The organism is Halopenitus salinus (genome assembly GCF_055397165.1).
In genome coordinates, this window is record NZ_AP043853.1 from 2,598,919 (window position 1) to 2,610,708 (window position 11,790).

The window sequence follows — 11,790 nt, forward strand, 5'->3', positions numbered from 1 at the left end:
GGTACCTTTAACTTCGAATTCGAACACGACCATCCATGGACGTCCGCGAGGAGTTCGCATCCATCTATCGGGAGTCGCTCCCGGTCCTCCTCGTCGCGCTCTGTGGCGGGCTCTTCTCCGGGGTCATCCTCGAGGAGCTGCTCGCGAGCATCGAGCGGTTTCCGGGACTGTTGGTCATGGTTCCGGTGTTTCTCGCCACCCGCGGAAACGTCTACGGGGCCCTCGGCGGACGGATCTCGAGCGGGCTCCACCAGGGGCTCATCGAGCCGCGACTCGAGTGGAACGACCGGCTCGCCCACGCGGTCGTCGCCTCCTTCGTGAACGCGATCGGCATCTCCGTCGTGATCGCCGTCATCTCCTGGGTCGCGCTGGTACTGCTCGGTCGGGAGGCCGCACACCCGCTCGAGTTCCTGGCGATCATGCTCATCTCCGGCGTGTTGACCTCCGTCGTGTTGATCTTCGGCCTGCTCTCGCTTCTGTTCGTCGGCTATACCCGAGGACACGACCCGGACAACCTCGTGGGACCGATCGTCACCACGCTCGGGGACGTCTTCGGGATGGCGTTCCTGCTCGTCGCGGTCGGCGTCGTGGAGGTGGTCGGCTGATGGCGGCCTCGACCGGAACGCTCGGATCGTGGTCGGCCCGCCGGATCGTGGGGAACATGTTCCCGCTTCTCGTCGCGCTCTCGGTCATCGTGTTGTGGGCCGGGATCACCCTCGAGGACGCGGAGGAGCTGCTCGGCGAGTACGGCGCGCTCGCGGTGATGGTCCCGGTGATGGTGGGCATGGGCGGCAACCTCGGGGCCATCCTCAGTTCGCGGCTCACGACGAGGCTCCACCTCGGGACGACCGAGTTCGATCCGCGGGATCGACACCTGTGGGCCACGGTGACGGCCATCCTCGCGCTGGCGGCGACGGTCTTCGCCACGCTCGCGGTCGTCGTCTGGCTCGTCGGCCTGTACACCGGGAGCGGTCTGCCGCTTTCCACGCTGCTTTTCATCTCGCTTTCGAGCGGCCTGTCGGTCGCGGTCATCGCCGTCTGTTTCGCCGTCGCCGCCACCTACGGGTCCTACCGTCTCGGGATCGACCCGGACGACACGACGATTCCGATCGTGACGAACGTCGTCGACGTCTTCGGGATGCTCATCTTCCTCGGGATCGCGAGATGGACGCTCGGAGGCTGAACGGGGACGTCGGGGGCTGAACGAGGGCGACCCAACGCGTGTGAGGACCTCGCAGTCGTCGTCGGTCCCGAAACCGTTTAGGCGAACGCTCGCGCACGGTCGGTATGCCGACGGATCCCGACACGGGGTATGACCCCTCGCTTGGCCGGAAGTTCGTATTCGTCACCGGAGGTGTCATGTCCGGGCTGGGGAAGGGAATCACCGCCGCCAGCACCGGCCGACTCCTCTCGAACGCGGGGTTCGACGTGACCGCCGTGAAGATCGATCCCTATCTGAACGTCGACGCCGGAACGATGAACCCCTACGAGCACGGCGAGGTGTACGTGCTCAAAGACGGGGGCGAAGTCGATCTGGACCTGGGGAACTACGAGCGGTTCCTCGGTGTCGACATGACCTTCGATCACAACGTCACGACGGGCAAGACCTACAAACACGTCATCGAGAACGAGCGCGCCGGCGACTACCTGGGCAAGACGGTCCAGATCATCCCGCACATCACAGACGACATCAAACGCCGGATCCGCGAGGCGGCGGAGGGGACCGACGTCTGTATCGTCGAGATCGGTGGAACCGTCGGGGACATCGAGTCGATGCCGTTCCTCGAGGCGCTCCGGCAGTTCTCCCAGGAGGAGGACGACGAGGACGTCCTCTTCACCCACGTCACGCTCGTTCCCTACTCGAAGAACGGCGAACAGAAGACGAAGCCCACCCAGCACTCGGTCAAGGAGCTTCGGTCGATCGGCCTCCAGCCCGACGTTCTGGTCGGACGGTGTGAGGACCCCCTCGATCCCGAGGTCAAAGAGAAGATCGCGCTGTTCTGTGACGTTCCCACCGAGGCCGTCTTCTCGAACCCCGACGTCGAGGACGTCTACCACGTCCCCCTGATGGTCGAGGACGAGGGGCTCGACGAGTACGTGATGTCCCGACTCGACATCGACGACGAGGCCCTCCCGAAGCCCGAACGCTCGACGCGGTGGCGCGAGCTCGTCACCCGGGATCGAGACGAGGAGATCGACGTCGCGCTCGTCGGGAAGTACGCGCTCGAGGACGCCTACATGTCGATCCACGAGGCGCTCAAACACGCCGGGATCCACACGGAGACGGAGGTGAACGTGCTGTGGGTCGACGCCGACGAGATGGCCGAAGAACACGAACAACGGCTCGCGGAGGCCGACGGCATCGTCGTTCCGGGCGGGTTCGGATCCCGCGGGACGGACGGCAAGATCGAGGCGATCCGCTATGCACGCCGAAACGACGTCCCCTTCCTCGGGCTCTGTCTCGGCTTCCAGCTGGCGGTCGTCGAGCACGCGCGCAACGTCCTCGGGCTCGAGGCGGCCCACTCGGCCGAACTCGACCCCGACACGCCCCACCCGGTCATCGACCTGTTGCCCGAGCAGTACGAGACCGAGGACATGGGCGGCACGATGCGCCTCGGCGCCCACGAGACGGCGATCGACCCCGGAACGCTCGCCTACGACATCTACGGGGACGACTCCTGTACCGAACGTCACCGCCATCGCTACGAGGTGAACCCCGAGTACATCGATCGACTGGAGTCCGACGACCTGCGCTTTTCGGGACGCGCGGACAACCGCATGGAGATCCTCGAACGCGAGGACCACCCGTTCTTCCTCGGGACCCAGTACCACCCCGAGTTCCGGTCGCGGCCGGACAGGGCGAGCCCGCCGTTCGTGGCGTTCGTCGAGCGCGTACTCGAGGAGGCCCGCGGGGAGCCGGACGGACCGCAGGCCGACGAGGGGGTGACCGCATAATGGTCGACACCGACGAGTTCATCGAGGAGGCGGTGGCGCGGATCGACGACCAGATCGGCGACTCGAACGCGGTCATCGCCCTCTCTGGCGGCGTCGACTCCTCGGTCGCGGCGGCGCTCGCTTACGAGGCGGTCGGGGACCAGCTCACGCCGGTCTACGTCGACACCGGGTTGATGCGCAAGGGGGAGACCGAGGAGATCCGCGAGACGTTCTCGTTCATGGAGTCGCTTCGGGTGATCGAGGCGGCCGACCGCTACTTCGATCGGCTGGCGGGCGTCACCGACCCCGAGGAGAAACGCGAAGTCATCGGCGATCAGTTCATCCGCGAGTTCGAACGCGAGGCGCGTGACGTCGACGCCGACGTCCTCGTCCAGGGGACGATCTACCCCGACCGTATCGAAAGCGAGGGCGGGATCAAGTCCCACCACAACGTCGGCGGGCTGCCGGAGATCATCGACTTCGAGACGATCGTCGAGCCGGTCCGCGACCTCTACAAGGACGAGGTCCGCGAGGTCGCCCGCGCGCTCGGGCTCGAGGAGATCATCTCGGAGCGAATGCCCTTCCCCGGCCCCGGACTCGCCGTCCGGGTGATCGGCGAGGTCACCCCGGAGAAGGCGGACGTCGCCCGCGAGGCGTGTCACGTGGTCGAGGACGAACTCGAGGAGTACGACCCCTGGCAGGCGTTCGCCGCCGTGATCGGCAAGGGTACCGGCGTGAAGGGGGACAACCGCGTCCACGGCTGGATCGTCGCCGTCCGCTCCGTCGAGAGCCGCGACGGGATGACCGCGAGGGCCCAGGAGATCGACTGGAGCACCCTCCAGCGCATCCAGAGCCGCATCACCGGAGAGAACGACGACGTCGCCCGCGTGGTCTACGACGTGACCCACAAGCCGCCGGCGACGATCGAGTACGAGTGATGGTGGTGGTTGTCCCCCGCGTGGTTCTCGCGGGTCCGGACGAACACGACCTCGAGTCGGCCTTCGAGGATCGCGGCGCGGAGGTCAAACGCATCCGAGGCGTCGTTTCGGCGGACACGCTGCGGGACGCCGGCATCGAGACCGCAGAACTCCTCGTGATCACGGACGTCGAGGAGGCGACCGGGATCGCGGTGGCCAAGGAGCTGAACCCCGAGTTGAAGGCGGTCGCCTACGTCGACCGGTCGCTACCGGAGTTCCTCTCAGGGATCGCCGACCTCGCGGTCGATCCGGACCTGATGGAACCGGACGTGGTGGCGACGGAGCTACTGTCTCGAAAGTAGTCCATAGCCACTGTCTCGAACGTAGCCCGTGGCCACTGTCTCGAACGTAGCCCGTGGCCGCCGTCTCGAACGTGGTCGGATCGTCCGCGGCGAACCGGGTCGTCACTCGTTTTCCGACGATCCCGAGTCCACGCCCAGTATCTCGAAGGCCCGCTCGACGTCGCCCTCGAACTGGCCCAGCAGCTCGCGGGCATCGCGTTGGGTCGTCTCCGTGACCGGCGCGTGGACCATCCCCTCTCCGGGCTGGCCGTAGACGACGCTCGAGCCGAGCGGCGCCGCCGCGAGGGCCGGAAGCGCCGCCAGGTCCTCCTCGCCGTCGACCTCGATGACGGTCGGATCCGGATCCTCGATGGCCTCCATCAGGGCGGCGAGCAGCTCGCGGGAGAGCTCGCCGGGCGGGTTCTCGACCGCGATCCGGCGATCGTCGCTCGCCGCGAGCGCTCGAGCGATCTCCGCGTCGACAGCCTCCCGCTCCGTTCGGCCGTCGACGAGGGCGACGTCCGGGTTTCGCCCCGCGTTCATGAGGTGGTAGGTGACGACGTCGCCGACGGCGACGAGCGGGGCAGCCGCTCCTCGCTTTCCGTCGGCGTAGATCGCACGCGTCTCCGCAATGCGTTCTAAGAGATCGTCGGCGTCGGTCGTCACCGGACCCAGCGGCTCCTTGAACGCGTCTCGAAGCTCCCTGGGAAGTCGTAGCATCGGGGTGGATCCGTCCCGTGGACGTCCGGAACGCTATCTGACCTTCAACGCGTAGGAGCCGGGCTCCGTGACGTTCATCTCCTCGGCGATCTGGCTGTCCTCGGGGTGGGTGATGATTACGTAGCCCGCCCAGTCCTCGGTCAGCGAGGAGGAGCCACAGAGCGCACACGTCTGGGAGTCGGGATCGTTGACGTAGTGACACTCCCGACACGCGAGGCGGTCCTCGGCCATCAGTCCTCCTCCACGACGCCTTCACCCTGCTGTTCGCGGCGTCGACGCTCGGACTCGAGCCACTCGTGTTTGCCGAGCCCCGGCTGTTTGGCGGTGAGGCCGATCTTCGAGTCGCGCGGGTTGCGCTCGTCGATGCTCTTCGTGACGATCCGGACGCGAACGGCGTCGTCGACGCCGAGCGTCTTGTCCGAATCCGAGGAGGCCAGCTGCTGGTTGGCCCCGTCGAAGTTGAGGTACTCGTCCGTGATCTGGGAGACGTGCAAGAGCCCATCGACCGGCCCGATCCCGACGAAGGCGCCGAACTCGACCGTCTCGACGACGGTGCCGTCGACGACCTCCTGCATCCCGGGATCGTAGGTGAGCGCGTCGAACTCGACCTCGTAGTAGACGCCGGGGCGGTTCGGCAACACCGCCCCGTCGCCGATGTCGTGAACGTCGATGACGCTCACGACGCTGCCGACGTCCTCGTCCATTCGTCCCTCCAGTTTGTCCTGCAACAGGGCCTTCACCCGCGTCTCGGACACGTCCGCCAGGTGTTTCGGCGGCACTTCGACCGTATCTGTGAGTCGTACTCGCTTGTACATGCGTGCGCTATGGTTCCGTTATCGCCAGTGCGTTCTGACCCCTTAAACCGATTACTGGTACGTCCCGCGCCAGGATCCGGTCTCTGAGGGGTCGATCGTTCGTCGCGACGTACGTGACCGCGCCCCGTTCCGCGAGCGCGACCAGCACGTCGTCGGCGTATTCGTTCGCCGAACCGCCCGATTCCTCCGTCGTCCGTCTCATCTCCTCCGCCTCCATCCTCGTCTGCGTCGTCTCTCCGGTCCCCGTCGTGGAACTCGTGTCGTCGACCTCGATCGGGTCGGCCCGTCGGGCCAGGTCGGCGCCGACGGCCGCGGCGGTCGCCTCGGTTCCGCTCCCGTCCGCGAGGCGATCGAGCTCGGAGCGTACCGCCGCCGGGACGACCGTTCGGTGGGTTCCGAGAAGCCGATCGAGCTCCTCGAAGAGGCGAACGTTCGCCTCGACCGGCGCCATCAGCACGCTCGTGTCCAACGCGACGATCGGGGCGTCCGGATCGTCGGCGGCGGTTCGGTTCTCGGTCACCGTCTCGTCCCTCCCGATCTCGTCCGTCACGATCCGGTCGCTCGCGTTCCGTCTCGAGATCCCCGACACGCTACTTCAACGTCCCCACGCCGATGAGCCGCCAACGTGCGCCGACACGGCGGTTGATCGCGATCTGCGCGCCAGCCTCGGCACAGACGGGGCGTTTGAGGTTCACTTCGCACTCCCCCTCGCGGGCGCTCGTGACCGCGCCGACCGTGGTGGCGGTGCCGACGGTGAGCATCAGCGGCTCGCCGGTGGAGATCTCCTCGATCTCGCCCTCGCCGACGATCCGGTCGAGGAGGTCGACGTCCATCTCGAAGGCCTCGCGGGTCGGCGGCAGGGTTCCGGGCTCGCCCGCGACCTGTCCCGCGAGCGCGTCGCCCTTGGTGAGGCTCGGATCGAGTCCGGTTCCGACGCCCAACAGCCCGCCGGGACGGGCGGTCTCGACCTGCTCGCCGCCGGCCTGTAGCGACCGGATCGAGGTGGTGAGCGGCTGCCACTCCGTGCGGCCCTCCTCGTCGATCTCGAGGCCGGGACGGATCTCGAGGTCGTCGCCCACCTCGAGTTCCCCCTCGACGAGCGAGCCGCCGACGACGCCGCCCTGGAGGTCCTCGAAGGTCGCGCCGGGCCGATTGATGTCGAACGAACGCGCCGCGAACATCCGCGCGGACGCGTCGGGATCGCGGTCGGGGGTCGGGATCTCCTCCTCGATCGCCTGGATGAGGAGGTCGAGGTTGACCTCCTGTTGGGCCGAGACGGGGACGATCGGCGCGTCCTCCGCGACGGTCCCCTCGACGAACTCGCGGATCTGCTCGTGGTTTTCGACCGCCCGATCGCGGTCGACCAGATCCACCTTGTTCTGGGCGATGACGATGTCGTCGATCCCGATGATGTCGAGCGCCATCAGGTGTTCTTCGGTCTGTGCCTGCGGAACGTCCTCGGTGGCGCTCACGACGAGCACGGCGCCGTCCATGATCGAGGCGCCCGAGAGCATCGTCGCCATCAGCGTCTCGTGGCCTGGAGCGTCGACGAACGACACCGTTCGGCGGACGTCGCTTTCGCCGCCGTCCGGACACTCCTCCTCGACGGTGTACCGCTGCGGCTCCTCGAGCCCCGGGCATTCGCGGAACGTGGCGTCCGCGTAGCCGAGCCTGATGGAGATGCCGCGTTTCATCTCCTCTGAGTGCTGGTCCGTCCACGAGCCCGACAACGCCTGGACGAGCGTCGTCTTCCCGTGGTCGACGTGGCCGACGAGTCCGATGTTCACCTCCGGTTGTGTGTGGTCTTTTGTCACCGTAAGCCTCCTTTGGGAGTAATCTTGTGCGGAATTGGCTCCGTGCGAGTGATAAAGTTGCTGTTCTCCGGACGAACGGCGCCCGGACGTGGGTCGCCGTCGAGGATCTGTCGGGCATCCGTCGGAACCGAGATACAGCCGTCACGTCGGGCAGTTTCGCCGCACGTTCACCCCGCGGAATCGACGACGCTACCAATCGACGACGCTACCGTTCGTCGGTGGACGCGTCCGCGGACACATCGGCGGGCGCATCCCCGCCCGATCGGAGCCGATCGTGATAGATCCGTCCGAACGCGTTCCGCCGAAGGGTCCCGATCGCGGCCTCCTCCTCCTCGTGGAAGCTGGCGGCGATCACGGTCCCCGCGAACGGAGCGGCGTGCCAGACGATCCGGTCGACGTGCTCGGAGCCCAGCAGCTCGACGTCGGAATCGTCGTACGTCTCGGACGTCTCGAGCCACTCCTCGAAGGTCGGGCGGTCCGCCACCCGCACCTCCAGCATCGAGGCGAAGATGGCGTCGCGGGCGGTCTCGACCACCTCGCCGGTGACCCGGTCGGCGTACTCGTCGGCGTCGAAGGACATCGCCTTCGCCGTCTCGCGGACGACCACCTTCGCGGCCGGCCCGGTCTCGACGTACTGCTCGCGTGCTTCCGCCATCGTCTCCGGCGCGAACGCTCCCCGAGTGTCCATGCGCGTTCGTAGACGCGAGGTTCGGAAGGGCGTTCCGCTTGCGTCCGGACGACGAAGCGATCGGATCGCGGTGATCCGGTCGGCAATCCGGTGGCGATCGGGAATTAATTCGATCCGTCGCAGTCGTCCATGTCGGCGTCCCCGCCCGAGTCCGGATCCGTATCGCCATCCGAACCCGTATGGTCGTCCGAATACATCCGTCGCGTCAGCTCGCGGGCCTCCTCGATGATCGCCTCCGTCTCGGCGTCCGGAGCTGACGTCGTGGTGGTGCTTGCGCCGTCGGCGGCGTCGGCGGCGTTGGGAGCACCGCTTGCGTGCTCGAGATTTCGACCGCGGCTCGACGCGTCGGCCCCCCCGACGTCCGGCCGCCCCCGGTCGTGACCGTGGACGGTGTCCTCGAACACCTCGTGGTACTCGGCCGCCTCGGCGTGTTCGGTCACGTCCGCGGCCAGTTCCGCGGGCTCGCGATCGGTCCATCCGGGAGCGTGCTCCGCGAGCCACTCCTCGTGATCGCCGCCGTGTAACATCGCCGTGAACGCGAGGTGGTGTGCCAGGTGTTCGCCGTCCCGTTGGGGCACCTCACAGACCGGACACGCGTATCCCATCGGGGGACACTCGGGGTGTCGGGGACTTCAACCCGTCGCAGAAGCTCGATCGAAGCGCCCGTCGCCGAGGATCACTCCGAGACGGGGGTCGCGTCGCTGGCGTGGTACCGCTCGCTTCCCCGTTCGGTCGCCCGGTAGACCACCTCGTCGCTGACCGGCTCGACGAGCCCCGTCTCCGCGAGCGTCTCGAGGCGCCGTTCGACGTGGGCCACGTGCAGTCCGGTGTTTCCCGCGATCAGGGCCGGATAGTCCGCGCCGGACTCGAGGAGGTACCTGAGAACCCTCTCGTCGGTCCGATCGAGGTCTCGACACCGGCTGGCAGCCATATCGTGTTACACGTTACCATACCTTAAATACCTATTGGTGGATTAAACTCCCGATCGGCGCGAGAGGTCCGGTAACGGAGCCGTCCCCTCCCTACTCGACGATCGGCTCGATGTACCGCGGGACGCGCTTTCTGATGAGCCCGTAGACGACCGCGACGATCAAGGCGATCGCGACCGCGAGGCGGACGCCCCCGTCGAAGAGGAACGCGCCCGGGATCGCAAGCACGAACGAGAGCGCCACGTCTTCCGGAGCGCCGTCGTATCTGATGATCCGTCGCGGCGGGATCCACCGTCGCTCGACGTGGTGGTACACGCCGAGATCGGAGGTTGCCTCCCAGGGGGTGAGCTCCCGGGCGCCGCCGAGCGCGTCGGCGACGGAGTGGACCGCGGCGGCGAGCAGACACATCGCGATCGCGACCGTGGCCGCGGTCGGAACGAGCGCGGCCAGGCCGACCGCCGGAATCGTGGGGATCCAGTAGAAAAGCGGGTAGTGAAGCGTCCGCCGGTGCTCGCCGACGAAGAGATCGAGGTCGGGGAGGATGCCGCCCGCAATTCCCGCGAGCGCGCCCGTCGCCGCCAGCTCCGGGGCGAGGACGAGCAGCGGGAGGGCCAACACGGGCCCGAGGACGACGTGGGTGGGGGCCATCATCCGTGATCGATCGGCGGTAATCGATCGACGGTATTCACTCCTGCGGTGATGGGGCGTCGTGGCGAGCGAACGGTAATTCGCTCACGGCTACCGCGACTCCCGTCGTATCTCGGTCTATCGGAGTCGAAATCGGGACGATCGATGACTTGATGGCCCATCTCTCGAGGAAGACGGATAATTCCGATACCAGTGAGAACCCAACAAATGGGTGTGGTTCAGTAACGTTCTTAATAGTATGTACTATCGGTATGATCCGGTGTGGGAGAGATGTATCCGGGAGTGATGTCGGTTCGATCCGTGTCAGATGAAACGTCGCCGGCACATCCGCGGTCATCGTCGAATGATGATGGGAGGGGTGGCCGCTCTGTGAGGTTCCAAACGGAACAACGCGACGAGAGCATCGTGATGTTACCGCGCCGACGCTCGAACGAATCGTGGGGAAGCGCATTCGAACGATCCGGAGGGGGCTTGTGAGTCCCGACGAACCCTCCGAGATCGACTGGACCGTAGTGAAGGCGATCATCGACGCCCAGTCGCACGCGAACACGAGCCTCGAGCAGTACCTCCTCTATGTCACTCACGACGAGTTCGATCTGAACCACGAGGAGATCGAGACGTGTCTCGAGGACGCGATTCACGGTCACGAACGCGCCATCGACGATCTCCGAACGGCCAAGGCGACGCTCAACGGAGAGGACTGCGAGGACTACGAGGCTCGTGAAACTCCCGAGGATCGATGAATCCGGATTCCGGGGCTCGATCGCCCCCCGATCCGCCACTCGATCCCGATCCAGGCACGAACGTGCTCGTCCTCGATCGTTCGACGGGAGCAGCGGAGCCGCCGTTCCAGTTCCCGGACGCCCCCGTCTTGGATCCATCTGAGAGTCACGTGCTGTTGATCTCCCTCACGCGATCGGCGAAGTCCTGCCTCGAGACGTGGGATCGACAGGTCGGAGCGGACCCAGCCGAGGGCGTGATACTGTGCGCGTTGCCGAACGGGAGCGACGTCGACCTCCCTCGATCCGCGTTCTCGGCCGCGTTCGTGAACTCTCCAGGCGCGTTGACGCCGCTCGGGATCCGCATCACGGAACGCGTGGACGAGTGGGCCGAACGGGGGCGTCCGATCGACGTCCAGTTCGAGTCGATATCGACGCTGCTGCAGTACGTGGACATCGAGTCCGCATATCGATTCCTCTCGCAGCTGACTGGGCGCTGTACCGCTGCGAACGCGATCGCTCGATATCGTCTGACTCCTGCAGCTCACGACGAGGAGACGGTCGAAGCGTTATCCGGTTTGTTCGACGTCGTGATCGATCGTGACGCGGATGGGTGGTCTCGCCGATCACGATGACACGGTCGCGTATCGGTTCCGAAACGTGAGAGAATAGACACGCCACAGCCCGCCACAAGAGATGGTTGAGGGTTGCCTCGATTGGACGGTCGAGACCACGAACGGGTGCTGGTCGATCTCACGGAGGAACGGGAGCGGATTCAAGATGAACCGTGAGCGGATTTCCGGATGGTCGCGGTACGGTCTGCTCGAGGATGGTCGTTCGTCTCGGATTCATCGGGTCGGGTGTCGAAACGAAAAACGATCGTCGAAAATTCCTCTCAGATCGTCTATAATCCGAACGATGATCAAAAAGGACTTTATATTCGTATGTGGTACCCCGCATAATGCGGATTACGGTTCCGACCGATTTCGACATCCTCGAGGCCCTCTCGGATGGTCGGCGGAACAACGCGGCGAACCTCGCGTACGTTCTCGACCGAAACCGTTCGTACATCAACACCCGGCTCCCGGTGTTGGCGGATTACGGCCTCCTCAAACGCATCGGACCGGCCCCGAACAGCGGACTCTACGTGATCACGGAGAAGGGACGCGTCGTCGCGGAGAATCGGGAAGCCTACGAGTGTGACGAGACTGACTTCGACGAGCTGATCGAACGCGAACTGCAGGCACGGTAGATCGGCTCCGTAT

At 66.0% G+C, this 11,790-nt stretch carries 17 protein-coding genes; 8 read left to right on the top strand and 9 right to left on the bottom strand.

Features of this window, described 5'->3' with window-relative positions; all coding sequences use genetic code 11:
- The first annotated feature begins 35 nt into the window (after nucleotides 1-35).
- The 5 genes from ACZ5YD_RS14850 (at nucleotide 36) to ACZ5YD_RS14870 (ending at nucleotide 4,213) form a co-directional block, all read left to right on the top strand.
- A complete protein-coding gene (locus tag ACZ5YD_RS14850; protein WP_379740516.1) occupies nucleotides 36-605 on the top strand; it encodes a magnesium transporter in 570 nt (189 codons plus the stop codon).
- Entirely contained in the window at nucleotides 605-1,183 is a 579-nt protein-coding gene (locus tag ACZ5YD_RS14855) for a magnesium transporter (RefSeq protein ID WP_379740513.1), read from the top strand. Before ACZ5YD_RS14850 ends, ACZ5YD_RS14855 begins: the two co-directional genes overlap by 1 nt.
- Before the next feature lie 104 nt (nucleotides 1,184-1,287).
- Nucleotides 1,288-2,955: a CTP synthase gene (locus ACZ5YD_RS14860; RefSeq protein ID WP_379740510.1), complete on the top strand. Its 1,668-nt coding sequence runs from the start codon at nucleotides 1,288-1,290 to the stop codon at nucleotides 2,953-2,955.
- Nucleotides 2,955-3,872, top strand: coding sequence for a glutamine-hydrolyzing GMP synthase (gene guaA / locus ACZ5YD_RS14865; protein WP_379740507.1), 918 nt, complete (start codon nucleotides 2,955-2,957; stop codon nucleotides 3,870-3,872). Before ACZ5YD_RS14860 ends, guaA begins: the two co-directional genes overlap by 1 nt.
- Nucleotides 3,872-4,213: a DUF7126 family protein gene (locus ACZ5YD_RS14870; RefSeq protein ID WP_379740504.1), complete on the top strand. Its 342-nt coding sequence runs from the start codon at nucleotides 3,872-3,874 to the stop codon at nucleotides 4,211-4,213. Before guaA ends, ACZ5YD_RS14870 begins: the two co-directional genes overlap by 1 nt.
- 102 nt (nucleotides 4,214-4,315) lie before the next feature.
- On the opposite strand, the gene ACZ5YD_RS14875 is transcribed toward ACZ5YD_RS14870, so the two are convergent.
- The 9 genes from ACZ5YD_RS14875 to ACZ5YD_RS14915 all read right to left on the bottom strand — a co-directional run bounded on the left by ACZ5YD_RS14875 (nucleotide 4,316) and on the right by ACZ5YD_RS14915 (nucleotide 9,806).
- Complete coding sequence (locus tag ACZ5YD_RS14875) at nucleotides 4,316-4,912, bottom strand: GTP-dependent dephospho-CoA kinase family protein (RefSeq protein ID WP_379740501.1); 597 nt, start codon at nucleotides 4,910-4,912, stop codon at nucleotides 4,316-4,318.
- Between the two features lie 33 nt (nucleotides 4,913-4,945).
- Entirely contained in the window at nucleotides 4,946-5,143 is a 198-nt protein-coding gene (gene spt4, locus ACZ5YD_RS14880) for a transcription elongation factor subunit Spt4 (protein WP_379740498.1), read from the bottom strand.
- A complete protein-coding gene (locus ACZ5YD_RS14885) occupies nucleotides 5,143-5,727 on the bottom strand; it encodes a DNA-directed RNA polymerase (RefSeq protein ID WP_379740495.1) in 585 nt (194 codons plus the stop codon). The genes spt4 and ACZ5YD_RS14885 overlap by 1 nt, the downstream gene beginning before the upstream one ends.
- 7 nt (nucleotides 5,728-5,734) lie before the next feature.
- A complete protein-coding gene (locus ACZ5YD_RS14890; protein WP_379741326.1) occupies nucleotides 5,735-6,178 on the bottom strand; it encodes a twitching motility protein PilT in 444 nt (147 codons plus the stop codon).
- Nucleotides 6,179-6,317: 139 nt separating this feature from the next.
- Nucleotides 6,318-7,541, bottom strand: coding sequence for a translation initiation factor IF-2 subunit gamma (locus ACZ5YD_RS14895; protein WP_379740492.1), 1,224 nt, complete (start codon nucleotides 7,539-7,541; stop codon nucleotides 6,318-6,320).
- Nucleotides 7,542-7,746: 205 nt separating this feature from the next.
- Nucleotides 7,747-8,229 (bottom strand): DUF5809 family protein, encoded by a 483-nt coding sequence (locus ACZ5YD_RS14900; protein ID WP_379740488.1) that lies wholly within the window; start codon nucleotides 8,227-8,229, stop codon nucleotides 7,747-7,749.
- Nucleotides 8,230-8,333: 104 nt separating this feature from the next.
- Nucleotides 8,334-8,834: a DUF5810 domain-containing protein gene (locus ACZ5YD_RS14905; RefSeq protein WP_379740485.1), complete on the bottom strand. Its 501-nt coding sequence runs from the start codon at nucleotides 8,832-8,834 to the stop codon at nucleotides 8,334-8,336.
- Nucleotides 8,835-8,905: 71 nt separating this feature from the next.
- Nucleotides 8,906-9,160 carry a DUF2250 domain-containing protein gene (locus ACZ5YD_RS14910; protein WP_379740482.1) on the bottom strand — a complete coding sequence of 85 codons (255 nt, stop codon included), beginning with the start codon at nucleotides 9,158-9,160 and terminating at the stop codon, nucleotides 8,906-8,908.
- Between the two features lie 91 nt (nucleotides 9,161-9,251).
- Entirely contained in the window at nucleotides 9,252-9,806 is a 555-nt protein-coding gene (locus ACZ5YD_RS14915; protein WP_379740479.1) for a metal-dependent hydrolase, read from the bottom strand.
- 473 nt (nucleotides 9,807-10,279) lie between these two features.
- On the opposite strand from ACZ5YD_RS14915, the gene ACZ5YD_RS14920 reads away from it, so the two are divergent.
- The 3 genes from ACZ5YD_RS14920 to ACZ5YD_RS14930 all read left to right on the top strand — a co-directional run bounded on the left by ACZ5YD_RS14920 (nucleotide 10,280) and on the right by ACZ5YD_RS14930 (nucleotide 11,777).
- Nucleotides 10,280-10,549: a DUF8103 family protein gene (locus ACZ5YD_RS14920; RefSeq protein WP_379740476.1), complete on the top strand. Its 270-nt coding sequence runs from the start codon at nucleotides 10,280-10,282 to the stop codon at nucleotides 10,547-10,549.
- Nucleotides 10,546-11,160 (top strand): DUF7504 family protein, encoded by a 615-nt coding sequence (locus ACZ5YD_RS14925; RefSeq protein WP_379740473.1) that lies wholly within the window; start codon nucleotides 10,546-10,548, stop codon nucleotides 11,158-11,160. Before ACZ5YD_RS14920 ends, ACZ5YD_RS14925 begins: the two co-directional genes overlap by 4 nt.
- A 326-nt stretch (nucleotides 11,161-11,486) precedes the next feature.
- Complete coding sequence (locus tag ACZ5YD_RS14930; protein WP_379740470.1) at nucleotides 11,487-11,777, top strand: ArsR family transcriptional regulator; 291 nt, start codon at nucleotides 11,487-11,489, stop codon at nucleotides 11,775-11,777.
- Nucleotides 11,778-11,790: the final 13 nt, after the last annotated feature.